We start from the raw sequence: 25541 nt of genomic DNA, 5'->3' as shown, positions 1-25541 counted from the left end.
TTATCTTAAAATAAAAGCGCTTACATTTATACACAACCTTTTTCCGTTAGTAACGGAAAAATTATGTTTGAACATTCAGATAAAAGAAGAAGCCCCTCTCTTGGACTTCTTTTATCTAATATTTTTCATAAATACCTCTATAAACTCCTCATAATCCTTGCACTTTACTAAGCGCTGCACGACCTGCTTGTCATCCACAACGCGAACCAACAAACTGTACATCTTCTGCAAATCGCCTTGATTATTCGCTTTTACACTTAAAAGACAAATAAATTGCACAAGATTTCCTTCCCACATAATCGGTTTTTTTAACGTGCAAATGGCCCAAAACGTCGTATCGGTTTGAGGAACCATAGGATGCGGAATCGCAACGAGATTGCCAAAACTTGTTGGGGATGCAGCTTCTCTTTCAAAAACAGATTCTATAAATTGAAAAGGAACTAGTCCTAGATGAGTTAATTTCTCTCCTAAAAAATGAAGCACTTCTTCTCTTGTTTGAAATTCTTGCTGTAAATATACTAATTCTTTTTTCGTGTATTCTAACGAAGACTGCGGTTTATTCTTCATTAAACATTCAATTTTTTTAAAATCATTGTTTCCTAGAATTGTACTTACTTGTACTACAGGAACAGGAAGATCCTCTGGAATTGGAATGGTACTAACAATAAAATCTAAAGAGTGCAGCGACATTTGGTGAAGCTTATAATACTGAGTTGTTCCTAAAATAGTAAGATTTAATCCAAACGTAGCCTGCAGCTTATATGATAATAGCTTGGCACTCCCTACTCCCGATGCGCATACAATCAAACAGCGCTTAGGCTGATTGATAATTTTCCGACGTTCAATGGCCCCTCCAATATGTAAAGCTAAATAGCCAATTTCCGTTTCATGCATGTCAATTTCAAGGCGATTTTTTAAAACCTTCCCAGCAATAATTCCAGCTTCAAAAGCAAGAGGGTAATGACTCTTAATTCCTTCAAGCATCGGGTTTCGCAGATTCATTCCATATTTATAGCGGTTGATTGCCGGTTTCAAATGTAAACTCATGCCAAGAATCAGCTCTGAATCTTCACTAATTCCTAAATGAAGTTCTTTTTCAATTGCTTCTAATATAGCCGCTGTTAATTCATAAATATCTGCGGCAATAAACTGCTTTACTTCTTTGTCTTCATGATTGCTATTGTTGAGCATTTTTGTACCTAACAAATGAATGGCGATATACGCTGTTTCTGATTTCGGAAAACGAATCTTGAAGGCCTTTTCAATTTCCCTCACAATTTCAGCTGCTACTTCATATTCTTTATGCTCCATAATTTCAAGCAAGTCTTCTGAATACAAAGAGATAAAATTTTCTTCTTGTATTCGCTTACAAGCTATTGCTAAATGAATGATTAAATTATTTAATCCAATATCTGAAACCATAATATTGTATCGTTTTATTTGATTTAAAATGTGGGCTTTAATCGTTAAGATTGATTCTTGGGGCAGGATGGATATTTCATTGTATACCATATCTACTTCTTTATCTTTTCGGTTAAATATGTACTCAGACATACAGAATCTCATTTTCATTTCGTCCCCTTTAGCTTTCAAGCCATAGTTAGGACGTTTTTCTAAAAGAATATCATACTTACACAGCTGTTTTTTAACATCTCTTAAATCGTTTTGAACCGTTGATTTACTAATATACAACTCGTCTGCTAAATCTTCGAGCTTCAAATATTCGTCTGCTAGCAGCAGTCTTTTAATTAAATAATGCACGCGGTCATCAGGAACGGTTGGAATAGAAGTTGAATCAAATAATTGATTAGCCGAAAGTTCTTTTAATAGCTGATGAAATTGTTTTTCATCTAAAACGCTAAGTTCATATCCCGTCCCTCGAGCTGATTTAATTTTGGCCCCGTACTGAGACAACATGTCATCTAACTGTTTTATATCCGTTCGAATAGTTCGAGAAGATACCTGATTTACTGTTGCTAAATATTCGCTCGTAACGGTTGATAATGTAGACTGTACGGACATTAGTTCTCTTAATATGACGATCATTCTTGAATTAAGCATGTTTGTTTCTCTCCATTCTCAGAAGATTTCCTCTTTATAAAATAAATTAAAAGAGCTGGTTATTTTAAACAAAAGCAAAAAATACCTAAACAGCAACAAACAGAAACTACCTTTTCTGTCCTTGCAGCTTAGGTTTTGCCTGCTTCATCAGTAACAACCCTAAAACAATAGGAATAAATGTCTTTATTTGTAATCTATCATTCTTTCTGTTTTTTTTCAATTTCCACTAAAGCGTTAGGCTTAGTGGCATTAATGAAATTTATGGGGTCTGTTCATACCGGTGTAGCCCCAATACAAACGTACGAATTAAAAAATCTAGTGTCTCATCAGTACTCAACGGCATTCCAAATCCCCCTTTTTGCTCCAAAGAAGAAAATCCATGTAAAATGCTGCGGAGACTTCTAACAGCATGAAGGGCTTCACTTTCCGGAAGATGATACGGTTTTAACACCTCCAGCACTAAAAATACGATGTTATCAGATGCTTTTTGTACTTCTTTATCCTGTATCGTTGGTGCCACCGTTGCCGTTGCTTCGTATATTCCGGGAGACTTTCTTACAAATGAAACGTACGCTTTACTTAGCTGATAAACAGCGTCTTCTGCAGAAGCATGTTCAACAGCACTTTTTAGAAGATAGTGTAGCTGCTGCAGTCCGCTTAAAGCCAGTTCTTTGCGCAGCTCTTCTAACCCTTTTATATGATTATACAAAGACGGAGGGCGAACATCTAATTCTTTGGCTAATGAAGCAATTGTAACAGCATAAAACCCTTCACGATTGGCCAAATTTTCACCTGTTTGAATAACCTTTTTGAAATCTAGTCCTTGTCGTGGCGACATCCCTTCATCTCCTCTTTTCTATTTTTACTTTTGCTTGTTGTATTGCTTTTTCCATCATTTTTAGCGGTTGAGAAAGCATTCTTCCGTGTCCAACAGCAAGAAGTGACGGGTTTAATTCATATAGCTTTTCTGCACTTTTAAGCGCTAGCTCTTTGCTCCACGTTCCAAAGGCAGGAAACGGAAACAGCGGTTTTAACTGACCTGATACGGCAACTCCTCCCCGCACTTGGAAAGAATCTCCCGCAATTAATGCGTTTGTTCTCCGGTCTAAAAAAGACATAGACCCAGGTGTATGTCCAGGTGTAAAAATAGGAGCAAGTGAGCCTATATAAGACTCTTCTTCGATGAAATGATCAATTTTAGTTGAAATCTTTCCTAGTTTTGGTATTCCTCCACGGATTGGGTTTTGAGGTTCTTCAGAATTGAGTGTAAAGTCTCCTGAAAATAATCGATAATCTCTTTGCGACATATAAACAGAAGCATTCGGCAAACTTTTCTTCACATTATCAATTGCTCCGATGTGATCTTCATGAGTATGAGTAAAAACAATTCGAGTAATCGGTTTTCCAATTTGATCTGCAGCTTTCAAAATACCTGACGCGCTGTAAGGAAGAGCCGCATCAATTAACGTAAGACTGTCTTTCTCTTCGACTAAATAACAATTCACTGGAAAAAATCGAGGCAAAAACGTCAATTGATACAACATTTTCTCACGAACTATTCTCATTTCCTCATCCCCTATTATCAAAATAAAAACTAATGGTATTAGTTTTTATTTTAACTAATACCATTAGTTTTATCAATCATATATTGGGAAAAACAAAAAAGAGTGTGAGACATAACGAAATAGAGTGAATTTAAAGACGAACAAATGGAATAAAGGAGCTCGTATAGATCACTTGTTACACCGTCCCCATAAAAAAATCCGAACGCGGCTGATTCTTGATAGAGAATCAACCGCGTTCGGATCTTACTTTAACTAAACTACTTTTGCCCTAGCCTCTATTAAAATTAAACGTCTTTTCTTTCTCCCGTAGCAGCCACTACAATCGCACTGCCTTTCTTTAACTCTTCTTCATATTTTTTAGTTTCGTCTTTTGATAAGCCTAGCGAAGCCATTTTTGTTCGAAGCTCATCTTCTCTTGTTAAAAATAAACTCGCTGCTGAATGTAAAGGACCTTCTTCAGACAGTCGAATAATATTTGTGTCCGTTACTTCAGTTAAATTTTTAGAATTTTCCTTGTCATAGGTAAACACGTATACTTCATTTTTCTCAAAACCTTTATCTGCAAATTGATTAACTGCTTCGTTAATATTCGCTCCGTTTTCTACTACTTCAACATGTTTCATTATTTATAACCTCCTGTTTCTATCGCACATCTTTCTTTTATACTTAGTAAAAGAATGTACTTCTTACTACTATATATACCCGTTTTCAGAAAGGAAAACCCGCATTTAGCGCTTTAAAGAGAGTTTGAAACTTATTCCATATTATCTTTTAATTAAATATATACCTCTTTTTATTAACGGATCTAAAACGATCCTTCAGCTTATTTTCAGCTAACATTCATAAGAACTTCATCTGCATTGCTTACCATAATAAAGAAAAAAGGCGCTAATCAGGTACTTTCTACGCATAATGAATGTCTGTGTCAGAGTAAGCCGGATATGAATGTAACCATTCATATCCGGTTTTTTATATGAAAGAACTTCTAACAACATCCTGTCCTTGCACCCTATAACATACTATAATTCTCCGTATTAACTAAAAATTCAGGTTATATAGGAGGTTACAAATGAACAGCCATCCACAGCCACAGTTAAAAAAAGAGTTAAAGATCCGGCATATCACCATGATTTCTCTTGGAGGAATTATTGGCGCTGGATTGTTTATTGGAAGCGGATCACTCATTAACACCGCTGGACCCGGCTCTATTTTTTCGTACGCATTTGCTGGTTTACTCGTTATTTTAGTCATGCGAATGCTTGGAGAAATGTCTACTGCAAATCCTTCCAGCGGTTCGTTTTCCACTTATGCAAAAGAGGCATTAGGCCCTTGGGCCGGCTACACAATTGGCTGGCTCTACTGGTTTTTCTGGGTTATCGTTATTGCTGTTGAAGCCATTGCAGGTGCAAATATTATTCAATACTGGTTCCCGTCTTTACCGTCTTGGGGAGTTAGTCTGACTCTTACTTTTTTATTAACGATGACCAATCTGTACTCTGTTAAATCTTTCGGAGAATTTGAATATTGGTTTTCTCTCATTAAAGTTGTCAGTATCGTTCTTTTTTTACTTTTAGGTATTGCTATTATTTGTGGATTCATTCCAGGAATTGATTCTCCCGGCACTTCCAATCTTTTGCATAAAGGCGGCTTTTTACCGAATGGAATTAGCTCTGTATTTTTAGGAATCGCCCTTGTCATGTTCTCCTTTATGGGAACAGAAATTGTTGCAACCGCGGCAGGTGAATCTTCTCAACCTGAAAAAGCCATTACCATTGCGACCAATACCGTTATTTATCGTATTTTATTTTTCTATTTAGGATCTATTTTTATTTTAGTAACCGTTCTTCCGTGGAATTCATCAAGCCTAATGAAAAGCCCATTTGTCTCTATTCTTGAATTAGTAAACATACCGGCCGCCGCTCAAATTATGAACTTTATTATTTTAACAGCTGTCCTTTCTTGTCTGAATTCTGGTTTGTATACAAGCTCTCGTATGCTGTTTTCCATGTCTCAAAATGGTAATGCGCCAAAAAGCTTTTCAAAATTAAATAAAAAAGGCGTACCGGTTAGCGCGATATTAGCATGTACAGTTATTTCGTACATCAGCGTCATCTTTAACTATATTTCGCCAGATAAAATCTTTTTGTTCTTAGTGAATGCATCAGGCGGCGTAGCCCTTCTTGTGTACCTCGTTATTGCATTTTCACAAATTAAAATGAGAAAAAAATATGAAAAAGAAAACCCTGAAGCATTAAAAATTAAAATGTGGTTGTTTCCTTACTTAACTTACGCTACAATCCTTGCCATCACTAGTATCTTTATTGCCATGGCATTTATTGATTCATTGCGTTCGCAGTTCTTTTTAACTCTTTTAATTGCTTTACTCGTCGTAGGTTCGTTTTTCTTTCAGCGTACCAAAATGACGAGCGGCTTAGCAGCAAAAGAAAACACATCAAAATAAAAGAGGTTGAGACATAACGAAATGAATCCAACCTAAAGATGAACAAGTGAGATAGATGAGCTGGACTGCTTATGACACCGCAGTTGATTTCCGTGCAAGGCTTCGCTTTCCGCGGGCGGGCGCTGAGCCTCCTCGTCGCTTGTGCTCCTGCGGGGTCTCATCTATTCCGCTGTTCCCGCAGGAGTCTTCGCCTTGCCCTCCAATCACCTGCTAGAAGGAACGAAACACATAAAACTATATTTACCATCACAAAAAAACGAACCACCAATCAAACATGTTGATTAGTGGTTCGTTTTTCACTTTGACTAACATACTTTTGTCCCAGCCTCTTTTTATTTAACCCGATAAATCTCCTACAATTTTTGTTCCGTGTAATTCAGTCGCCTGTGTGTCTTTTATAACCCGATCTGCGTTGCCTTCATGAATTCCTCCGCCGGGCAAAATAATAAGACGGTCATTGGCGTATGTGATCAGTTCTCGGATCACCTGCAAGTTTTGCAAAGCAGACCCTTTCCCACCTTTGGTCAAAATGCGGTCTGCTCCCATTTCACTAAGTATATCAATGGCTTTGTATTTATCATTAATCTCATCAAATGCCATATGAAACGTAACGCTTAAAGGACGAGCTTCTGCTATTAATTCTTTAGTGCGTCCGTGATCGATTTCATTTTTTTCTGTTAATATGCCGAATACTACTCCGTTTACTCCAAGGTCTTTACATGCTTTAACGTCTTTTTTCATAATTTGAAATTCTGCTTCCGAATATACAAAGTTCCCGCTTCTTGGGCGAATAATCACGTTGATATCTGTATCAAGATGTTCACTTGCATGTTGAATGGTGCCGTAACTTGGCGTAGTGCCTCCTTGACTGAGATTGTCACACAATTCAATGCGGTCTGCTCCTAGCTTTTCCGCTTTTTTTGCCTGCTCATACCCTTCTACACACGCTTCTTTTATGTACTTCATACTCTCAACTCCTTTATTGGCTGTATAAATAAAGCCCATCTTTAAAAAGATGGACTTCCCTTTATTATTTAATCGCTTTATGAACTTTTAATTTCTTTCCTTTAATTGTTTTGTTTTTCATTGCTTGCAACACTTTGGGACCTTTTCCATTCAGAATCTCTACATACGAGACATTTTCTTGAATCGTAATAATTCCAATATCGTCTGCGGTTACTCCGTCTAATTTTGCGATTGTTCCTACAAAATCGACCGCTCGAATTTTCTTTTTCTTTCCTCCGTTAAAATACAGCTTCATAATGTCTTTATTTAATGACTCGCTTTTATCTTTTTTAACTTCTGGACGCTCATTAATTTTTTCATTAAAAGCGAATGCTGCCTGCTGTACTTCTTCTTTAGAAGGAGGAGTAGATACTGGAATCGAAAAACCAATATATTCTTCAATTTCCGATAGCATTCTCTCTTCATAAGGCGTTACAAATGTGATAGCCTTCCCTTTTTTACCGGCACGTCCCGTTCTTCCCGTACGGTGAACGTAGCTTTCTTTTTCCAACGGAAGGTCATAGTTAATAACGTGCGTGATATTATCAATATCAATTCCTCTCGCAGCTACATCTGTTGCTACTAAATAGCGGAATTTCCCTTTTTTGAAATCATTCATAACCTCAAAACGGTCTTCTTGCACCATTGCCCCATGAATTTTATCACAAGGATATCCAAGATCATCTAAATCATCTAACAGCGTATTTACCTGCTCTTGCGTGCGGCAAAAAATGATGCAGCTGTCCGGATTTTCTACTGTAGTTACGTCTTTCAGCAGTTCAAATTTACGTTCATTTTGTACTGTTATAACAGAATGGTCAATCGTGCTTGTTGTTAATCCGTTCGCTTTGATTTCAACATCAACCGGCTTCTTCATATATTTGCGAGACAGTTCTTCAATATCTTCCGGAAGCGTAGCCGAGAAAAGCATCGTTACACGCTCACTAGGAAGATGTTGAATAATCGCTTCCACTTGGTCAATAAAACCCATATTTAGCATTTCATCTGCTTCATCAATAACCAAATAACGAATTTTCTCTAATGCCAGCGTTTCTTTTTCTATATGATCAAGCACTCGTCCAGGCGTACCTACAACAATATGTGTTTTTTGCTTTAATTCTACTTTTTGCTTTGCAAACGGTGATTTTCCGTAAACAGCTGCTGCTTTAATTCGCTTAAAACGGCCGATATTTGTAATATCTTCTTTTACCTGCGCAGCCAGCTCTCGTGTAGGTGTTAACACTAAGGCTTGGGGCTTATTTTCTTCCCAGTTAACTAATTCACACAGTGGAATGCCGAAGGAAGCCGTTTTTCCACTTCCTGTTTGAGACTTCACGACCACATCTCTTTCTTCTAGCGCAATGGGAAGCACCTTACTTTGTACTTCCGTAGGATGATTGTATTGCAGGCTAGAAAGCGCCTTAGCTACCTTGTCACTAAGACCATATTGACTAAAACTTCTTTGATTCATTTTGTACCCTCATTTATTTTAAATTAGTGATTATCTTTATCATGACCTGATGCACTATGTTTCATTATACTTTAATTCTTCTATGCGCGCTCAAGATTTAATATAGCATTGGTTTGTTAAGCCAAAGAGAAAAGCCGCTCTCTTATTAATAAGAAAACGGCTTTGGTATGAGCGATGAGGGATTCGAACCCCCGACCCCATCCCTGTCAAGGATGTATTCTCCCACTGAACTAATCGCTCGTGATATGTATTGACTATATTATAGAAAGAGTTATCCAATTTTGTCAACTATTTTTCCACAGTCCCCAAGTTGGAAGAACCGTCTTTACTTTTGATAAACTAAAAACATGCCATAAAGGAGCATGACGGGATGAAAGCACACGCTGAATTTTATTTTGATTTTGTCTGTCCACTATGTTTTCTAGCCACTAATCCTTTAAGAGAAGTCAGTAAAGAACAAAAAGCTGAGATTGAAAGAATTTGCTTCCAAAGAAACCATTAAAAAAACGCTGTTACATGAATATTCTGCTAAGCTTAAAGACAAAGAGAAATGATTCACTAAGAGGTGTATTTGATGAATATTAATTATTATTTTAGTCGGTTTTTAGCTAAGAAACCGGATAGTCCAACGTATGAAAACTTAGCTGCTTTACAGAACAAGCATATGCTTCATGTTCCGTTTGAGAACTTAGACGTTTTGTCTCAAACTCCTATTATCATTGATTTAGAACGGATCTTTCAAAAAGTAATTGTAAATTTGCGCGGAGGATTTTGCTACGAATTAAACGGTTTATTTGGCTGGCTGTTAAAAGAAAGCGGTTATGAAGTCTCGTACGTTTCAGCTACCGTCAAAAAACCCGATGGCACGTGGACCATTGAAGGAAGTCACGCTACAAACCTTGTGACAGTTAAAAATCAGTCTTATATCGTAGACGTTGGATTTGGAGATTCTGTTCGCAAGCCAATGCCTTTAAATGGCGAAGTAGTAAGAGATGTAAGCGGCTCTTATCGTATGACAAACGTTGCTGAGCATATGTATGATTTGCAGCGATGGGAAGATGATGTATGGAAAACGCTGTACCGTGTGTCTACGCTTCCTAAGAAACTGACAGACTTTACTCCCATGTGTGAGTTCAATCAAACGTCAGCTGATTCTCCGTTTGTACACAAACGCCTTGTTACGATCGCAACACCTACAGGGCGAATTACCCTCTCTGGTGAAACACTAACTGTAACAGACAGCGGAAAAAAGACGAAAAGAAACGTTTCAGAAGAAGAAGTTCCTGATATTTTGCAAAATCATTTTTATATTATTAAAGGGTTTTATTAATATGTCCTTACACAAAAAACCGGCCTCTTATGGGGTCGGTTTTTGTATAGGAGTAATCATCCTGTTTTCTACAGGCGACTTTAAAATAATTGAGGTATTCACATTTCCATAAGGAATCAGTTCATCCACGAGCATTCTAAGTCCATCCATTCCAGACACGGCTGCTTTGATAAAATAAGAAACCGGTCCCGTTACGCGATGACATTCAAGCACATCTTCATTTTGCTCAATAAAGTCTTCAAATTCCTCTGGTTTTCTTTTTAATTCGCTTACTTGAATAAACAGCTGTGTATCTCTCCCTAAAGCTTTCGGAGACACCGTAGCGCTGAAACGCTGTATCACTCCTCGTTCCTGAAGGCGCTGCAGCCTTTCTGATACGCTTGGACGGCTAAGAGCCAGCTTTTTTGATAAATCACTAATCGTCATACGCCCGTCTCTTTGCAAAATAGACAATAATTGTACATCGATTTGATCCATACAAACCTTTCCTTTCAAAATGAATATAATAAATAAAATCTTTATTCAAGTTGATAACAGAACAAGTATTATTTCCTTCATTTATACATGTGTTTTCTTTATTTAATATCCTATCATTAAAGTAGATAATTGAAAATGAAAATTCCGAAAAAACAAACAAAGGGGTTTATTTATGAAAAAAGTTTTATGGATTATTCTTGGATGTACGATTGCAAGTATTGGTGTTCTTATCTTGCGGCACTCTCACGTAGTGACGGGGGGAACAGCTGGTCTGTCTCTTAGCTTATCATATGCCCTTCCTTTGTCGTTTGTGGTGATTTTTTTTCTCATTAATATTCCTTTTTATCTCTTTTCCTTCTTTCAAATGGGATGGAAATTTACCGTCACAACTATAGGATCAGTGTCTTTGCTATCACTTCTCACTTCACTCGATCACTTGCTTCCTGCTTTTACACTTCCCAGCCTGATGGGTGCTGTTACGGGCGGACTAATTGCCGGTCTTGGCTTATCCATTTTATTTATGAACGGAGCTTCTCTTGGGGGTGCTAATATTCTAGCGTTATTCGCGCAGCGAAAATTCGGTTGGGATCCTGGAAAAGTGAATTTTTCATTTGATTTCCTCGTCGTGCTGTCGAGCATGTATTCAATTGGATTTTCAAAAGGAATTTTCTCTTTTATGTCCATTGCGATTACAGGGTTTGTCATCAGCTATTTCAAACAAAAAATTGCTTTACACAATCAATCGACACCCACTGCTGCCACACAGCCTTTAGATAATGTGCTCTCTAAATAAAAACCACGATTTAGCTGTGACTAAATCGTGGTTTTCGTTTAAAGCTTTTCTACTTTTATAAAATCAAATTGGGCCTCATATCCTTCTCCTTGAGGACTACAAGCGTAAATCCCAACTTGAACAGGTTCTTTGGATGAGTGCAATAAGTGAGCGAGTCGGAGCTGAGTCCAGGAATCTCCATCACTTGAATAACAAACGGTGTAATCATCATTTTTGCGCTGAATTTTAAAATAAAGCGCTGATTTGTTTTGAGTAAAATTTTGACTGGACCAATCTGAGAAGCCCTGGTTGGTTACGACTGCTCCTAATTGGTTAGGGCCATCGGGATTGTATTCAACTGACGTTTTGATCCACGTATCTTTTGATACACGAATCATGAGACCTGCTTGATCGTAGCGATTAACTGGATATGTATGCACCTTTGTCATGATTTCAAAGTCGCCTTCTACTTCACGGTAAAGAAAGTGTCCATTGTCCGCTTCAAAGCCATAATGAGTACGCTGCCAAAAATCTGTTTTAGCGTCTGTTTTAATCACTAATCGATTCGTTTCCGTATCAATTTGAAATTGAGCTGGTGGACAATACCAAGAAACGTCTGAATCTAATTTTCCTTCTGAAAAGTTTGTGAAAAATACTAGTTGATTACTCACTCTCTGTCATTCCCTTCTTAGAAGCTATTGTTCTTCTATTTCCATTTTGCCATAATTTAACGAATAAATAAAATATTTTGATTATTTTTCTAGTAAATTCTTTTCTTTCATAAAAAAATAAGACTCTTTTACATAGAGTAAAAGAGTCTTATTTTTAGATTATTGCATTTAGAATAAGTGCTCCTGCAAAAGCAATAAAGGATAGAAGCGTTTCCAGAACAGTCCATGTTTTGAACGTTTCTTTTACTGTTAATCCTAAATACTCCTTCACCATCCAGAATCCAGCATCATTAACGTGAGAGAACATTAGTGAACCCGCGCCCGTAACGATAACCAGAAGTTCTAAATTAACACCAGACATGTGCTCAATGATCGGTGAAACAATACCCGCCGCTGTTGTTAATGCAACTGTTGCTGAACCTGTAGCGATACGAATTAATCCAGCAATTAAAAATGCAAGTACAAGTGGTGATAGAGATAGATGTTCAGACATTTGACCAATCGTTGTACCTACTCCACTATCGATTAATACTTGTTTGAAGCCACCGCCTGCACCAATAATCAAGACAATAGATCCTACAGGAAGCAAACATTCTTCCGTTAGTTTTTTAATCACATCTTTTGTCATACCTTGACGTTTTCCAAGCAGGTAAAACGCTGCAAAACAAGAAATTAAAAGTGCAATTAATGGACTTCCTATTAATTCTACAAACTTCACTACGCCGCTTGGCAAACCGTTAATAATAGGCACTATTGCTGCTAAAACCATTAATAAAACAGGAAGTAAAATAACAAAGAATGAAACGCCTGTACCAGGAAGATCTTTAGATGTTGTCGTGATACGAATTAAATCCGGCTCTCCTTCTGGAATTACTCGTTTGTTAACCCATTTTGCAAAAACTGGTCCAGCGATAACTGCTGCTGGAATTGAAATGATTAACGCGTATAAAAGCACTTTCCCCGTATTTGCTCCGTAAATACTAATAGCTGCCATCGCTCCCGGATGAGGAGGAACCAGACCATGAACAATTGATAATCCTGCAATAACTGGCAGAGCAATCAATAATATATTTTGTTTTGTTGTTTTATGAATCGAAATAACTAAAGGCAGTAAGATTAAAATTCCTACTTCGAAGAAAACAGGAATACCAATAATGAAACCTGCTACTAGCATTGCCCAAGGCAATCTTTTCACACCGAATATTCTTACAAAATAATCCGCTACCTGCATGCCAGCGCCTGAATCAGCCATCAGCTTACCTAAAATTGTTCCCAGTGCTAAAATTCCTACTAAGTGTCCTAAAACACCGCCCACTCCCGTTTCGTAAGCGGCAACAATTTTATCCATTGATAACCCAGAAGCAATTGCTAAAAACAAACTCGCAACCGTTAAACTGATAAACGCATGCCATTTAAAAACTGAAACACCTACAATAACAATAACAATTGCGACAACCGTAATAGCTAATAAGTATGCATCCATCTTGCTTTCCACCTTCCCTTTAAGTAAACGCTTTCTTTATGTAGCAAAAAAGCTCTAAACCTGTTAATTTTTTAAAAAATACGTTTTAATTATCGAAATCGTTTACATTAATTAAATCAGAAAACGATTTCATCTTTTTATTACTTAAATTATATGAAAAAAAAATTCTTAAATCAATAAAAAAACTCAAAAAAATTTTATCAATTTTCTTCCATAGAGTTTCAACGCACAAAAAAATCCAATCATGTTAATGATTGGATTTATCTTATTTATTTAGTGATGGTGGGATCAGCGGTATGACTGTCGATAATTGGTTTTTCGCTTGTTTTTAACGTTATTTCTTCATATTCTCCCGGCGCTAATACACTTTTATCTCCTCTCATGAGATACGTATAGGCGATGATAGAAATGAATAGACCAAATGTCCAGGCATTATCCCATAAAAAGCGCAGTCCAGGAATCAGTAAGCCTAAAACAGGTATGGCCACGCCAATTACTAATGCATAAATACCGTTTTTATTAAAACCAGTTGAATAACTATAGCGACCGTTTACCTCGTATAAATCCTTTAATGCCATCTGTCTCCTTCTTACAAGCCAGTAGTCAGCAATGGCGATCCCGTCTATAGGACCAAGCAGCGCTCCGTATGTTCCAAGCCATCCAAAGATATAATTCCCGAAATTAGACATGATGTACCATGGCTGAAGCAAAATAGCAAAGATACCGGTTACTAGCGCTCCCATCGCAAACGTGATTTTCTTTGGATTCAGATTCTCAATTGCACGGGCCGGCGCCACAATATTTGCTCCCACATTAATCGTTAAAGAAGAAAGCACGATAACGATTGTTCCTAAGAAAATGATAAACGGAGGGAATTTAGCTACTAACGCCACTGGATCCCAAATAGCTTCTCCGAATATAACGATGGTTGCCGAGGTAACAGCAATTCCAATAAATGAAAAAATACTCATTGTCAATGGCAAAGAGAAGGTTTGCGCAACCATTTGGGATTTCTGGCTTCTAGCATATCGACAAAAATCCGGAATGTTCAAAGCGAGCGTCGCCCAAAATGCAATGACTCCGGTTAAAGCAGGAAAAAATACAGCTAGAAATTCTCCGGTGGATGTAAATTTAGAAGGTGTAGATAAAATGGGCCCCCACCCTCCTGAGTTTGTATAAGCCCATATAAAAAGAATAATAGCTGAAATACCAATAACCGGAGCAGCAATCGCTCCTAACACTTTAATTGCTTGCGGTCCTTTATACGCCACTCCTACATTTAAAAGCCAAAAGAGAGCAAATACAATGGCTGTATGACCAGCTAAACCATTCCAAGATGAAAATGAAGCGCTTAGCAGTGTATCAATTGCTTCCGTTCCAATCCATGTATTAATTCCAAACCATCCAGCAGCCACAATAGCCCTAGCCAGTGCTGGGATATGTGCTCCTTTATCTCCAAACCACAGGCGGGCAAATACCGGATAAGGAATGCCAAACTTGGTTCCAGCGTGAGAATTAAGCAAAATAGGAATAAGAACAATTACATTTCCTAAAAAGATTGTACCAATTGCCTGCCACCAGTTCATTCCAAGCGTCATCATTCCGCTCGCCATTGTGTAAGCTGGAATACACAGACACATCCCAATCCAAAGCGTGGCAAAGTTAACTCCTTTCCAAGAATGTTCTTTCATCGTAGTAGGACGTAAATCTTCATTCCAAAGATCGCTGCCGCTCAGCTGATTGTGCGTCTCATCTGTGAGCGTCACAATTCCATCTTGCTCGATTTGTGTTTTCATCCATAAAACCCCTTTTCATAAAATAAGTTCATTTCAAAAAACAAATTTTATTTGAATTTTCTGAAATATAAAGGCGTTTGTGACGATTCCTTCTAGTATGTGATCAATACTAACGTTATTCCTTATTATATTTAATGCGAAACAGGGATACACTGGACAAATTGTAACATTATTTGAGGGAACTTTTATATATTGTGTAGTGTTAACTCTTTTGGTTGTTAGATAACCTAACACACAAAAAATCATCGCCTGAAAGCTTCAAGCGATGATTTTTGAACTTAATGTACGTATTTTTTTTGAAAAGCCGTAATGCTTTCGTATTCTTCTTTAAATAAACGAGCCAAACGAATATAGATAGTCGTTAACTCTTTATATACTTCACTGTTTTCTTTGATTGGATAATGATGATTAGTCGCTCCAACCATATCGGAAACAACGTTTAATGAGTCGACTTCGCCAAGGCTATATAAGCCAAGAATAACTGCTCCTAGACATGAACTTTCAAAGCTTTCCGGCACGGATACTTCTTGGTTAAAAATATCTGCCATCATTTGGCGCCAAAGTGCGGAACGTGCAAATCCGCCTGTTGCCTGAATTTTTGTAGGTTCTCCAATTAACTCTTCAAGTGCTAATAATACCGTATACAAGTTAAAAATAACGCCTTCTAATACGGCGCGAATCATATGTTCTTTTTTATGATGCAAACCTAGGCCAAAGAACGAACCTTTAGCATTTGCATCCCAAAGCGGCGCACGCTCTCCTGACAGGTATGGATGAAACAATAAGCCGTCTGCTCCAGGTTTCACTAAAGCCGCAATATCCGTTAATACTTCATATGGATCTTTTCCAAGACGTTTAGCTGTTTCGACTTCCGACGCTCCAAATTGATCACGAGCCCATCTAAAAATCATGCCTCCGTTATTTACAGGGCCGCCAATTACCCAGTGGTCTTCTGTCAACGCATAACAGAAAATACGACCTTTAGGATCGACTACTGGCTTGTCAGTGACTGCTCGAATAGCTCCGCTTGTCCCAATTGTTACTGCAACAACGCCTGGTTCAATCGCATTTACACCTAAGTTTGATAATACGCCATCGCTTGCACCTACAATAAAGGGCGTATCCGGCAGTAAGTGCATCTCAACTGCAAGCTCTGTGTTTAGCCCTTTCACTTGATGCATAGTTGAAACAGGAGTGGATAGCTGATCTGTCGTCACACCTGCTACTTTTAATGCTTCTTCATCCCACGCAAGATTTTTCAGATTAAATAAACCTGTTGCTGATGCAATCGAATAGTCGATCACATATTCGTTAAACAACTTAAAGAATACATATTCTTTAATTGAAATAAACTTATGTGTTCCCTTCACTAATTCAGGCTGTTCATTAGAAAGCCATGTTAGCTTGGAAAGTGGCGACATTGGGTGAATAGGCGTGCCTGTACGTAAATAAATCTCATGGCCGTTGTATTCATTTTTAATTTTTTCCGTCCATTCTGCACTTCTATTATCGGCCCACGTAATACATTTTGTCAGCGGCTTTCCCTGCTGATCAACGGCAATAACACTGTGCATAGCTGAGCTGAATGAAACGCATAAAATATCCTCAGGTTTTACATCGCTTGTTTTTACAACCGTTTGAATGGTACGTACAACTGCTTGAAAAATTTCTTCAGGATCTTGCTCAGCCATCGCGGGCGTAGGCGAGTATAGTGGATACTCAATCCCATGGTTAGCAATGACTGTACCGTCTACTGAAAATAATACAGACTTTGTACTCGTTGTTCCGATATCTACACCTATTGCATATTTTTTGCTCATGCTGCTGTCCCCCTACTTTACTACTTTACTTATTTACAACACCGTGACCGCCGAATTCATTTCGAAGTGCTGCTACAACTTTTCCTGTAAATGTATCTTCCTCTAATGAACGATAGCGCATCATTAGCGATAAAGCAATAACAGGAGTTGCCGTTTGAAGATCAAGGGCAGTCTCTACGGTCCATTTCCCTTCACCAGAAGACTGCATGACTCCTTTAATACTATCTAGTTTAGGATCTTTTGAAAACGCATTTTCCGTTAGTTCCATTAACCAAGAGCGAACGACAGATCCGTTATTCCAAACGCGCGCTACGGCTTCATAGTCGAAATCAAACTGACTTTTTTCCAGAACTTCAAATCCTTCAGCAATGGATTGCATCATTCCATATTCTACACCATTATGAACCATTTTTAAAAAGTGACCGCTTCCGCTTTTGCCTGCGTACATAAATCCATTTTCTACGCAAATATCACTAAAAATTGGTTCAATTGTACGGAATGCTTCTGCATCTCCGCCAATCATTGTACACGCTCCGTTTCTTGCACCTTCCATTCCGCCGCTTGTCCCTACATCAAAGAAGTAAATACCTTTTTCCTGAAGATCCTGAGCACGTCGAACAGATTCTTTATAATTAGAGTTTCCTCCATCTATTACAATATCTCCTTCTGACAGAAGGTCTTTTAGTTCTGTAATCACATTTTCCGTTACTTCTCCAGCCGGAACCATAACCCATACAACTTTAGGTGAAGGGGGAAGTTCGTTGACTAGCTCTTCAATAGTAAAGGCACCAGCTGCTCCTTCATTTGAAAGTTTTTCTACCGCTTCTTTATTCACATCATAAGCTACAACTTCATGATGGTTGTCCATTAAATTTAATGATAAATTATATCCCATTTTTCCTAAACCGATTAATCCAATTTTCATTTTATAAACTCCCTTTGAAAAAAAATTTCACATTACCTCCATTATACGAATTATTTTTCATTTTGCAATCGTTTACAAGAAAATTTTTTTCACACATATTTTTGTGCTATACTCTTTTTACTACTAAATTCGTGGAAAGGAACATCAGTTATGACGCAAAATTGTTTAGGAAAAATTCGTTCTCACTATGCTAGATTCAGTGAAAAAGAGAAAAAAATTGCAAATTATATTTTAGAACAGCCGGAACAAATTATTCACAGTACCATTAACGAAGTAGCAGACGATTTAAATGTAGCTGATGCAACAGTCTTTCGCTTTTGTAAACGAATTGGCTTCAAGGGCTATCAGGCGATGAAAATAGCGCTGGCTGCTGAAATTATGACGCCTATTCAGCAGATTCACGAGGAAATTTCTGAAACGGATAATGAAAAAACGATCGCTGAAAAAATCTTTCGCTCCAACGTGCGAACGCTTGAGAATACATTACAAATACTAGAGGGCAATGCTATTGAAAAAGCCGTCAAACTTTTAATGAAGGCCGATAAAGTTCAATTTTATGGCACGGGAGGCTCTTCAGTCGTAGCTATGGATGCTTTTCATAAATTTGTGCGAACAGGAATTAAAACGTTTGCATTTATCGATTCCCATTTCCAGCTTATGTCCGCTTCTCAATTGACGAAACAAGATGTAGCGGTAGTGATTTCTCATTCTGGAACAAATAAAGACACGATGAACATTTTAAATACAGCAAAAGCGAACGGCGCCAAAACGATTGGGATCACGGGTTTTCCTAAATCTCCATTAAGTCAAAACGTTGACGTTTCTCTTTATACAAGTTCAGAAGAAACCGAATATCGATCTGAAGCTCTCGCCTCGAGAATTGGACAGCTAAGCCTCATTGATGCTTTGTATGTTAATGTAATGATTGCGAATAAAGACACCTCTAAACACTCGCTTGAAAAAGTACGCGATGCTATTGCTGAAACTAGAATTTAATGTTTCGCCCTTATATATTCTTCAACTACAACATCAAACAGAGCATAAAATATATGCTCTGTTTAGTGCGGTTCTTCACTTAAAATTTTCAGGTTTTCATTCTCATTTAACATTTTCTAAGTTGCTACATATGATAAAGCACAACTTTTAAAAAGTAGGTGAAGTGTGTATGGATATTATCTATCGCACTGCAAAACTAGATGATTATACAGAAGTAAATAAAATATTAGGGGAATCACTAGAACTCCACGCAAATGCGCTCCCTTCTATGTTTGATAACCAAATGGCTGTTTTATCTCCAGAACAATATCAAGCTACCCTTTATTATGCAACCATTGATATTCTTGTAGCTCAATATCGAAATCAAATTATTGGAGCGTCTGTTGTTGAATTAAAATATAACCCTCCCACCACGTTAGCTCCGCTTTCCTACACAGCATACATCCAATATTTTGGTGTAAAAAAAGGCTTTCAAAATTATGGGGTAGGAAAAGGTCTTTTTTCTGCTACGAAACAGTGGGCTGTACAAAAAGGAGCAAATGACCTCCAGCTTACCGTATGGGCATTTAACGAAAAAGCACGTGCTTTTTATGAAAGTCTTGGACTGGAAAACTTAAGCTATCTTATGACTACTTCACTACAGCCATAAATCGTTCCATTAACGGAGGCTAGGCACGTATCTCCTACGTGCCTAGCCTCCGTTATTCAAATAAAAGACTAAATCATTTTAACGCGTTAATTTACGCAGCTTATATACATACTAAAAGAAGTTTATTACGTAGCCGGATTGCCTTCTTGCAGCTGTTCTTGTTCATCACGCTGACGGTGAGCCAAACGACTTGCCGCACTAGAAGCTACGCTCGCTACCAAATCATCTAAAAAGGTATTAACTCCTTTTTCTTTTTTACAGTCCAGCTTTTCAATAATACCTACTTTTACTTTATCTAAATAGCCAAAGGTCGTAACAGCGATACTGCCATAGGTTAAAACGGCACCTAAAGCAATCGTTTCGTCAACGCCAAACAACCCTTCGTCTTGTTCTACAATACTTTGAAGAGGTTCTGATAATTTATTTTGCTCAGCTAACTTATCAAGTTCGATTCCAACTAGAAGGGCATGCTGAATTTCTCGCTTTTGCAGTACTCTCTCTACGCTTTCAGCGCATTCCTGAATGGTTAGAGCTGGATGATAAGGAAGCTGTAAATCATACACAATTTCAGCAATATCCAAAACTGTTACGCCACGCTCTTCCAGCAAATTAAATGTTGCCTTTGCTACTTCTTTGCTCGTTGGGATTTTTTTCGCTGTCATGTCTCTCTCTCCTTTTCAAGTTGTTGTCTCTCTTTATACTAAATTCGATGAGAGCCGCTAAAAACCTTTTTTGTTCATCCGCCTGAGTTCATAAACTCGTCACATATCTCTTTAGGCGCTCATTACATTTACTTGCTATAATAAAATTATCGAATCAGGAGGTTTGTCTACTGTGGAAGAAAAACAAAGTAAATTTAGCAGAGGCTTATTATTATTTTTCATTGGCGCAACAGCCCTTTTCTTTATCATCTTAATCGTTCTGTTTCTCATGTCTACTTTTGGAAAAAGCGAAAAAGAAGCTGTGGCTCTGCTCGCAGGAAATCACTATGCTATCGTTAAAGAAGAGAATTCATATACTCTTTATGATCAAAAAGAAAATAAGCCTATTTTGAAAGATGTAAACGGCTATTTCGGTGCTCGCAATATCCGAAGTTATGTAAAGAATGACACAGAATTGGTTTCGATTGATGAAAAAGAAGAGGAATATACGAAAAAACCGCTAGAAAAAGCCACTCAAGCAGAAAAAGATATGTTTAAAAAGATGAAAAAATTAGATTAACAAAAAAACGAATCATCAATCAAACTGTTTGATTGATGATTCGTTTTTTTTGTTAAAGTGGACGCAAATTTTATCTGTTTCATTCCTTCTATCAGTTGGTTGGAGGGCAAGGCGAAGATTCCTGCGGAAACAGCGGAACAGGTGAGACCCCGCAGGAGCACAAGCGACGAGGAGGCTCACCGCCCGCCCGCGGAAAGCGGAGTCTTGCACGGAAATCAACTGCGGCCGAGCAAGCTGCCCAGATTATATATCCAGATTGTTCATGCTTGGATGAAATTCATTTCGTTACGTCCCAACCTCTTTTTTTAGCAACGCATGCCTCTTTCTCGTCATTCGCTAAAAAATTCGTTACAATAAAATAAAGAACGATTTTTAGAAAATGTGTTACAATAAAGGTAACGCTTTCATTCAAATGCATAGGAGTCGATTATTCATGTCAGAAAGTAAGCGGAAGTTAGAAGAAATTTCTTTTTATAGTGACGCACTGCAAGAAGATGTCACGTTACTAGTCTATTTGCCGTCAAACTATTCTACGCTCTATAAGTATTCTCTACTTATCGCCCAAGACGGAAAAGATTATGTTATGTACGGACGTACACCTCGTTTAATCGATGATTTAATGAACGAGTCAGAAATCGATCGTACTATTTTTGTTGGAATTCCATATAAAAGCGTGGAAGACAGACGCGATAAGTATCATCCAGAAGGAAAGCAGGTAGATGCTTACATTCGCTTTTTAGCACATGAACTTGTGCCATTTTTGGATAAAACATATCCTACATATCAAATGGGAAAATCGCGTGTTCTAATTGGTGATTCGCTTGCTGCTACAGTTTCACTGCTGACGGCCATTGCGTATCCTCACACGTTCGGGAAAGTAATTATGCATTCTCCTTTCGTGAACGATGCTGTATTACAAACGGTCAACTCATTTGCTTCTCCTTCACTTCTGGATTTGTATCATGTTATTGGAACGGAAGAAACGGATGTCAAAACAACACAAGACGGTATATTGAACTTTATTGAGCCTAACCGCCTGTTGCACGAACAAATGAAGCAGCGTGGATATTCTGTTTTCTACGAAGAATTTAATGGAAATCATACGTGGAAATACTGGCAAAAAGACGTAAAGCGGTCGCTTCAATATATGTTGAAGTAGAAAGATATCATATTTTTTGAAAATTTGTTATAATAAGCTCGCTTTATACATATTTTATGATCTTACTTTGGAGGGATTTTTTATGAAATTTGGCGTTGTACTTTTTCCATCTAAAAAATTGCAAGATGTAGCGAATTCTTATCGAAAGCGCTATGATTCTCACTATTCATTAATTCCGCCTCATCTTACATTAAAAGAAGTCTTTGAAGCTACAGAAGACCAAATTGACGAAATTGCGGCTAATTTGCGTAAAATTGCCGAAGAAACAAATCCATTTACATTAAATGTAACGAAAGTAAGCTCATTTTCACCAGCCAATAACGTTATTTACTTAAAAGTGGAACAAAAGCCAGAACTGACGTCACTTTACAATAAACTTCATGAAGGCAATCTCGAACAACCAACTGAGTATTCATTTATTCCACATATTACAATTGGTCAACGACTTTCAGATGATGAGCACTTAGATGTGTATAGCCAGTTGAAGCTTGTAGATGTCGCTCATGAAGAAACAGTTGATCGCTTTCATTTAATGTACCAGCTTGAAAATGAAACATGGACTGTGTTTGAAACATTTCGTCTTGGAAAGGGATAAGATACGTGAACATCAAAGTACTAACGAACAAACAAGATCCTTCTGATGCTTACTTCGTACGTCAAAAAGTATTTGTAGAAGAACAGCAGGTTGATGTAGAGCAAGAAATCGATGAATACGATTCCGAAGCCCTGCATTTAGTTGTATACAAAGGAAATGCACCAATTGGGGCAGGACGCTTCCGTATGGTAGAGGACTATGGAAAAGCCGAACGAATCTGCGTTCTTTCTTCTTATCGAAAAGACGGTGTAGGAAAGCTTTTGATGGATAAGTTAGAAGAGATCGCAGCAGAGCATGAGATTGAAAAGATTAAGCTGCATGCTCAAACGCATGCGGAAGGATTTTATAAAAAGCTAGGCTACGTAACGGTTTCAGGTGAATTTATGGATGCTGGAATTCCACATGTGGAGATGGTAAAGAAACTAAGTAAAAAACACTAGGAATTGAACCTGGTGTTTTTGCTTTTTTAAAGGATAAGAACCTTTGCTTTGCTTATACTAATACCTAATCATGTGAATTAGGTGAAAATATGGATGAACTTATCGGAATTGCACTAGAACTCTTTATCGGATTTATCTGCTTGTTTATCTTAACTAAATTTTTAGGCAGAGCGACGATCACTCAGCTTACCACTTTTGATTTTATCTCTGCTCTTGTATTAGGAGAGTTAGTAGGAAATGCGTTATATGACTCAGAAGTAGGCATAGGCAAAATTTTATTTGCTGTTATCTTTTGGGGAGCGCTTATTTATGTCACCGAAGTTATTACTCAAAAAAATATTCGCCTGCGCTTGTTTTTAGAAGGACGGCCATCTATTATTATTCGAAAAGGGAAAATTTCGTACAAAGAACTTAGCAAAAATCGATTAGATATCGATCAGCTTCTTCATATGCTGCGTTCAAAAGACATATTTTCCATTCGTGAAGTTGAATATGCGATTTTAGAAACAGATGGCTCGCTAAGCGTATTGCCAAAATCTGATTATGCTAAGCCAACAAGAAGCGATCTGCAGCTGCCTCCTTCTGAACCTGTTTTATCTATCGCCTTCGTCAGTGATGGACGTTTGCTTTTGAAAAACTTAATTCAGTCAGGCTTTGATGAAGACTGGCTAAAGAAACAATTAAAAAAACAGGGATTTACCGATTATAAACAGGTGCTTTATGCTGAATGGCAGCAGGGCCGTACACTTTTTATTGAATCTTACTAAGGTGTTTTTTACTTGTTCATTACTTTGTTAAAAATCGTGAGCGCATTCATTCTGCTGCGTTCACGATTTTTTCTATTATACCCGTGTATTAATCACTAGGCCCTTATTTGTTAGCTTGCTGTATACACGCTCTGCTGCTTGAAGCTTTTTTCGCTTTTGTACTGAACTTGGCGTCAATTCCAATGAGTGAGAACGCGATTCAAACTCTTCGTCAAAGCTTTTTTTCTGGACAGGCCAAATACGATTTGAAAAAGAAGCATTATTTTTTTGAAGGCGATTTGCATATTGAATAGACTGATAAGGCGTGACGGGCAGTATATATCCCATATGAACCCTCCTCTTTTTCAAGATACCTTCTACTCCCAGACCTCAGTATTTTTCGCAAGAAGTATCGACATTGAAACAGCTCACTTACGCCCTCTTCTAGACTTGTTCAAAACAGATAGCACTTTGTATCTATACCTCCTTTTTTTGAACATATGTGATCTCTTACTCAATATATACCCTTTTTTATATCGTATCCCTCCAAAAATATCCGTACTCTTTTTAAAAAAAGATGATTTTGATATGATAGACTTTGATTATAGAATAAAAACTGTGCGTATATACACATCTATATCGATGTAGAACAAGAGCGGCTTCTTGCTTTAACTCCCTCTTATTTACTATTGATTGTTCATGTTTTACAAAGGAGGCCATGTTTTTTGCAACGTGCACTTTATCAAAAACAGATACTTAATCTTGCTATAACGGCTAGAGACCGATTTCAATATTTATATGAAGCTAGTCTCCGAGGAGAAATAACATGTGCTCACTGCGGAGAACCAGTTAAATTATATCTGGGGATTGAACATTCTCCTTACTTTTATCATGCTCAAGTTCCTCATGAAAGAGAAGAGTGTTCAGACACACTATCAGAAACAACAGCTGTACAACAAATAAAAGAAACTCCGGCTGAATACAGAGAAACCAATGGATTTCGTATTCCTAAAGGACGAGCTATTGGTGAGAAAAATTCAACTGTAAAAGAGAAAGCGACATGGAGGTCTTCCGCGCCTTTTTCAAGTGTTCCTGCTTTTCGCTCAAAACCACCTGTTCCTAAACACTCTGACTCTCCTTATTTAAATGAATTTAAAGAGAGCGGTATTGAATTAGATTCGAACCAATGGAAAGCTGTTACACATTCAGAAGGACCTCTTCTTATTCTAGCCGGTGCAGGAAGCGGAAAAACGCGTGTGTTAACAGCTCGCACCGCATATATGATACAAGAAAAACAAATTGATCCAAAATCCATTATGCTGGTGACTTTCACGGCTAAATCAGCTAAAGAAATGAAAGAACGATTGGCTACATATCCAAAGATGTCCGGCTTACATCTTCGTCAAATGCTAGTTGGAACTTTTCACAGCATTTTCTTACGTATGATTGTTCATCACAATCCTCAAGCGTGGCAAATAGATCGCCTGCTGAAATGGGATTGGCAAAAAGAACAGATCGTGAAAGAAGCAGCAAGAGAGCTCCACGTGGATGAAAAAGATTTCCCGTTTGATCAGGCACTTCAGCAAATCGGCTATTGGAAAAACACGCTTGTTGGCGTGAAAGATGTTCGCCCAAAAGACAAATGGGAACAAGATGTGCACTTTTTATATCGTCGCTATGAAGAAGTCAAAAAGCAAAAACAGCTATTCGATTTTGATGACATGCTGTATGGATGTTATGAAATGCTAAAACAAAATCCCGATTTGCTAACTCGTTATCAAAAAAGATTTCGCTATTTTTTAATTGACGAATTTCAAGATAGTGCGACACGTTTCTAACTTAAAAGGTTAGACATCGAATTTTATTCGATAGAACTATTCACATGAAGAATCAAATGA

The 25541-nt window shown here is 37.7% G+C and carries 28 protein-coding genes and 1 tRNA gene; 13 read left to right on the top strand and 16 right to left on the bottom strand.

Annotated features, from left to right (window positions below; all coding sequences use genetic code 11):
• Window positions 1-111: 111 nt before the first annotated feature.
• The 4 genes from ACRPLY_RS24260 to ACRPLY_RS24245 form a co-directional block, all read right to left on the bottom strand.
• A complete protein-coding gene (locus tag ACRPLY_RS24260; protein WP_028412319.1) occupies window positions 112-2061 on the bottom strand; it encodes a BglG family transcription antiterminator in 1950 nt (649 codons plus the stop codon).
• 259 nt (window positions 2062-2320) lie between these two features.
• The gene (locus tag ACRPLY_RS24255) at window positions 2321-2899 is read right to left on the bottom strand and encodes a TetR/AcrR family transcriptional regulator (RefSeq protein WP_028412320.1); all 579 of its coding nucleotides are present in this window, start codon (window positions 2897-2899) and stop codon (window positions 2321-2323) included.
• Window positions 2900-2903: 4 nt separating this feature from the next.
• Window positions 2904-3626, bottom strand: a complete 723-nt coding sequence (locus ACRPLY_RS24250) for an MBL fold metallo-hydrolase (RefSeq protein ID WP_325077134.1) — start codon at window positions 3624-3626, stop codon at window positions 2904-2906.
• 284 nt (window positions 3627-3910) lie between these two features.
• Entirely contained in the window at window positions 3911-4249 is a 339-nt protein-coding gene (locus ACRPLY_RS24245) for a general stress protein (protein WP_028412322.1), read from the bottom strand.
• Window positions 4250-4695: 446 nt separating this feature from the next.
• On the opposite strand from ACRPLY_RS24245, the gene ACRPLY_RS24240 reads away from it, so the two are divergent.
• Window positions 4696-6087 carry an amino acid permease gene (locus ACRPLY_RS24240; protein ID WP_028412323.1) on the top strand — a complete coding sequence of 464 codons (1392 nt, stop codon included), beginning with the start codon at window positions 4696-4698 and terminating at the stop codon, window positions 6085-6087.
• Window positions 6088-6156: 69 nt separating this feature from the next.
• Here the strand turns inward: ACRPLY_RS24240 and ACRPLY_RS24235 are convergent, their stop codons facing one another.
• The 4 genes from ACRPLY_RS24235 to ACRPLY_RS24220 form a co-directional block, all read right to left on the bottom strand.
• Window positions 6157-6294, bottom strand: coding sequence for a hypothetical protein (locus tag ACRPLY_RS24235; RefSeq protein WP_186806731.1), 138 nt, complete (start codon window positions 6292-6294; stop codon window positions 6157-6159).
• A 129-nt stretch (window positions 6295-6423) separates the two neighbouring features.
• On the bottom strand, window positions 6424-7053 hold the full coding sequence (locus ACRPLY_RS24230) for a copper homeostasis protein CutC (RefSeq protein ID WP_028412324.1): 630 nt from the start codon (window positions 7051-7053) through the stop codon (window positions 6424-6426).
• A 64-nt stretch (window positions 7054-7117) separates the two neighbouring features.
• A complete protein-coding gene (locus tag ACRPLY_RS24225; protein WP_034269394.1) occupies window positions 7118-8563 on the bottom strand; it encodes a DEAD/DEAH box helicase in 1446 nt (481 codons plus the stop codon).
• A gap of 168 nt (window positions 8564-8731) precedes the next feature.
• Window positions 8732-8803 (bottom strand) — tRNA-Val (locus ACRPLY_RS24220).
• Between the two features lie 130 nt (window positions 8804-8933).
• Between ACRPLY_RS24220 and ACRPLY_RS24215 the strand changes: the two genes are divergently transcribed.
• Together ACRPLY_RS24215 and ACRPLY_RS24210 are read left to right on the top strand one after the other, a co-directional pair.
• The gene (locus ACRPLY_RS24215) at window positions 8934-9065 is read left to right on the top strand and encodes a DsbA family protein (protein WP_260503669.1); all 132 of its coding nucleotides are present in this window, start codon (window positions 8934-8936) and stop codon (window positions 9063-9065) included.
• Window positions 9066-9137: 72 nt separating this feature from the next.
• Entirely contained in the window at window positions 9138-9893 is a 756-nt protein-coding gene (locus tag ACRPLY_RS24210) for an arylamine N-acetyltransferase family protein (RefSeq protein WP_028412326.1), read from the top strand.
• Between the two features lie 27 nt (window positions 9894-9920).
• Here the strand turns inward: ACRPLY_RS24210 and ACRPLY_RS24205 are convergent, their stop codons facing one another.
• Window positions 9921-10370 carry an Lrp/AsnC family transcriptional regulator gene (locus ACRPLY_RS24205; protein WP_028412327.1) on the bottom strand — a complete coding sequence of 150 codons (450 nt, stop codon included), beginning with the start codon at window positions 10368-10370 and terminating at the stop codon, window positions 9921-9923.
• A gap of 172 nt (window positions 10371-10542) precedes the next feature.
• Here ACRPLY_RS24205 and ACRPLY_RS24200 point away from each other — a divergent pair, with 172 nt between their 5' ends.
• Window positions 10543-11163, top strand: coding sequence for a YitT family protein (locus tag ACRPLY_RS24200; protein WP_325077139.1), 621 nt, complete (start codon window positions 10543-10545; stop codon window positions 11161-11163).
• Window positions 11164-11201: 38 nt separating this feature from the next.
• Here the strand turns inward: ACRPLY_RS24200 and ACRPLY_RS24195 are convergent, their stop codons facing one another.
• The 5 genes from ACRPLY_RS24195 to gnd all read right to left on the bottom strand — a co-directional run bounded on the left by ACRPLY_RS24195 (window position 11202) and on the right by gnd (window position 17837).
• Window positions 11202-11813, bottom strand: a complete 612-nt coding sequence (locus ACRPLY_RS24195; protein WP_028412329.1) for a DUF1349 domain-containing protein — start codon at window positions 11811-11813, stop codon at window positions 11202-11204.
• A 154-nt stretch (window positions 11814-11967) separates the two neighbouring features.
• Window positions 11968-13296, bottom strand: coding sequence for a gluconate:H+ symporter (locus ACRPLY_RS24190; RefSeq protein ID WP_034269380.1), 1329 nt, complete (start codon window positions 13294-13296; stop codon window positions 11968-11970).
• Between the two features lie 269 nt (window positions 13297-13565).
• The gene (locus ACRPLY_RS24185; protein WP_325077142.1) at window positions 13566-15092 is read right to left on the bottom strand and encodes an NCS1 family nucleobase:cation symporter-1; all 1527 of its coding nucleotides are present in this window, start codon (window positions 15090-15092) and stop codon (window positions 13566-13568) included.
• Between the two features lie 278 nt (window positions 15093-15370).
• Window positions 15371-16912, bottom strand: coding sequence for a gluconokinase (gene gntK / locus ACRPLY_RS24180; RefSeq protein ID WP_028412332.1), 1542 nt, complete (start codon window positions 16910-16912; stop codon window positions 15371-15373).
• A gap of 25 nt (window positions 16913-16937) precedes the next feature.
• On the bottom strand, window positions 16938-17837 hold the full coding sequence (gene gnd / locus ACRPLY_RS24175) for a phosphogluconate dehydrogenase (NAD(+)-dependent, decarboxylating) (RefSeq protein WP_028412333.1): 900 nt from the start codon (window positions 17835-17837) through the stop codon (window positions 16938-16940).
• A 150-nt stretch (window positions 17838-17987) separates the two neighbouring features.
• Here gnd and ACRPLY_RS24170 point away from each other — a divergent pair, with 150 nt between their 5' ends.
• A complete protein-coding gene (locus ACRPLY_RS24170) occupies window positions 17988-18833 on the top strand; it encodes a MurR/RpiR family transcriptional regulator (protein WP_098620772.1) in 846 nt (281 codons plus the stop codon).
• A gap of 169 nt (window positions 18834-19002) precedes the next feature.
• Window positions 19003-19482, top strand: a complete 480-nt coding sequence (locus tag ACRPLY_RS24165; RefSeq protein WP_028412334.1) for a GNAT family N-acetyltransferase — start codon at window positions 19003-19005, stop codon at window positions 19480-19482.
• A 125-nt stretch (window positions 19483-19607) separates the two neighbouring features.
• Here the strand turns inward: ACRPLY_RS24165 and ACRPLY_RS24160 are convergent, their stop codons facing one another.
• Window positions 19608-20144 (bottom strand): phosphatidylglycerophosphatase A family protein, encoded by a 537-nt coding sequence (locus tag ACRPLY_RS24160; protein WP_028412335.1) that lies wholly within the window; start codon window positions 20142-20144, stop codon window positions 19608-19610.
• Window positions 20145-20316: 172 nt separating this feature from the next.
• On the opposite strand from ACRPLY_RS24160, the gene ACRPLY_RS24155 reads away from it, so the two are divergent.
• The 6 genes from ACRPLY_RS24155 to ACRPLY_RS24130 all read left to right on the top strand — a co-directional run bounded on the left by ACRPLY_RS24155 (window position 20317) and on the right by ACRPLY_RS24130 (window position 23664).
• Entirely contained in the window at window positions 20317-20703 is a 387-nt protein-coding gene (locus ACRPLY_RS24155) for a hypothetical protein (protein ID WP_028412336.1), read from the top strand.
• Between the two features lie 95 nt (window positions 20704-20798).
• Complete coding sequence (locus tag ACRPLY_RS24150; protein WP_155010425.1) at window positions 20799-21065, top strand: hypothetical protein; 267 nt, start codon at window positions 20799-20801, stop codon at window positions 21063-21065.
• Between the two features lie 71 nt (window positions 21066-21136).
• On the top strand, window positions 21137-21862 hold the full coding sequence (locus tag ACRPLY_RS24145) for an alpha/beta hydrolase (protein WP_028412337.1): 726 nt from the start codon (window positions 21137-21139) through the stop codon (window positions 21860-21862).
• An 82-nt stretch (window positions 21863-21944) separates the two neighbouring features.
• A complete protein-coding gene (locus tag ACRPLY_RS24140) occupies window positions 21945-22457 on the top strand; it encodes a YjcG family protein (protein ID WP_013055455.1) in 513 nt (170 codons plus the stop codon).
• A 5-nt stretch (window positions 22458-22462) separates the two neighbouring features.
• Window positions 22463-22897 (top strand): GNAT family N-acetyltransferase, encoded by a 435-nt coding sequence (locus tag ACRPLY_RS24135; RefSeq protein WP_028412338.1) that lies wholly within the window; start codon window positions 22463-22465, stop codon window positions 22895-22897.
• A gap of 89 nt (window positions 22898-22986) precedes the next feature.
• Window positions 22987-23664, top strand: coding sequence for a DUF421 domain-containing protein (locus tag ACRPLY_RS24130; RefSeq protein WP_028412339.1), 678 nt, complete (start codon window positions 22987-22989; stop codon window positions 23662-23664).
• Window positions 23665-23739: 75 nt separating this feature from the next.
• Here the strand turns inward: ACRPLY_RS24130 and ACRPLY_RS24125 are convergent, their stop codons facing one another.
• Window positions 23740-23991, bottom strand: coding sequence for a hypothetical protein (locus ACRPLY_RS24125; RefSeq protein ID WP_033578061.1), 252 nt, complete (start codon window positions 23989-23991; stop codon window positions 23740-23742).
• Between the two features lie 377 nt (window positions 23992-24368).
• Between ACRPLY_RS24125 and ACRPLY_RS24120 the strand changes: the two genes are divergently transcribed.
• The gene (locus ACRPLY_RS24120) at window positions 24369-25481 is read left to right on the top strand and encodes a UvrD-helicase domain-containing protein (RefSeq protein WP_432232139.1); all 1113 of its coding nucleotides are present in this window, start codon (window positions 24369-24371) and stop codon (window positions 25479-25481) included.
• Window positions 25482-25541: the final 60 nt, after the last annotated feature.

This window comes from Priestia sp. TGN 0903 (genome assembly GCF_050846855.1).
In the GTDB taxonomy this organism is placed as follows: domain Bacteria; phylum Bacillota; class Bacilli; order Bacillales; family Bacillaceae_H; genus Priestia; species Priestia zanthoxyli.
The sequence above is the reverse complement of the archived record's forward strand: the minus strand, read 5'-3'. Positions and strand labels throughout refer to the sequence as shown.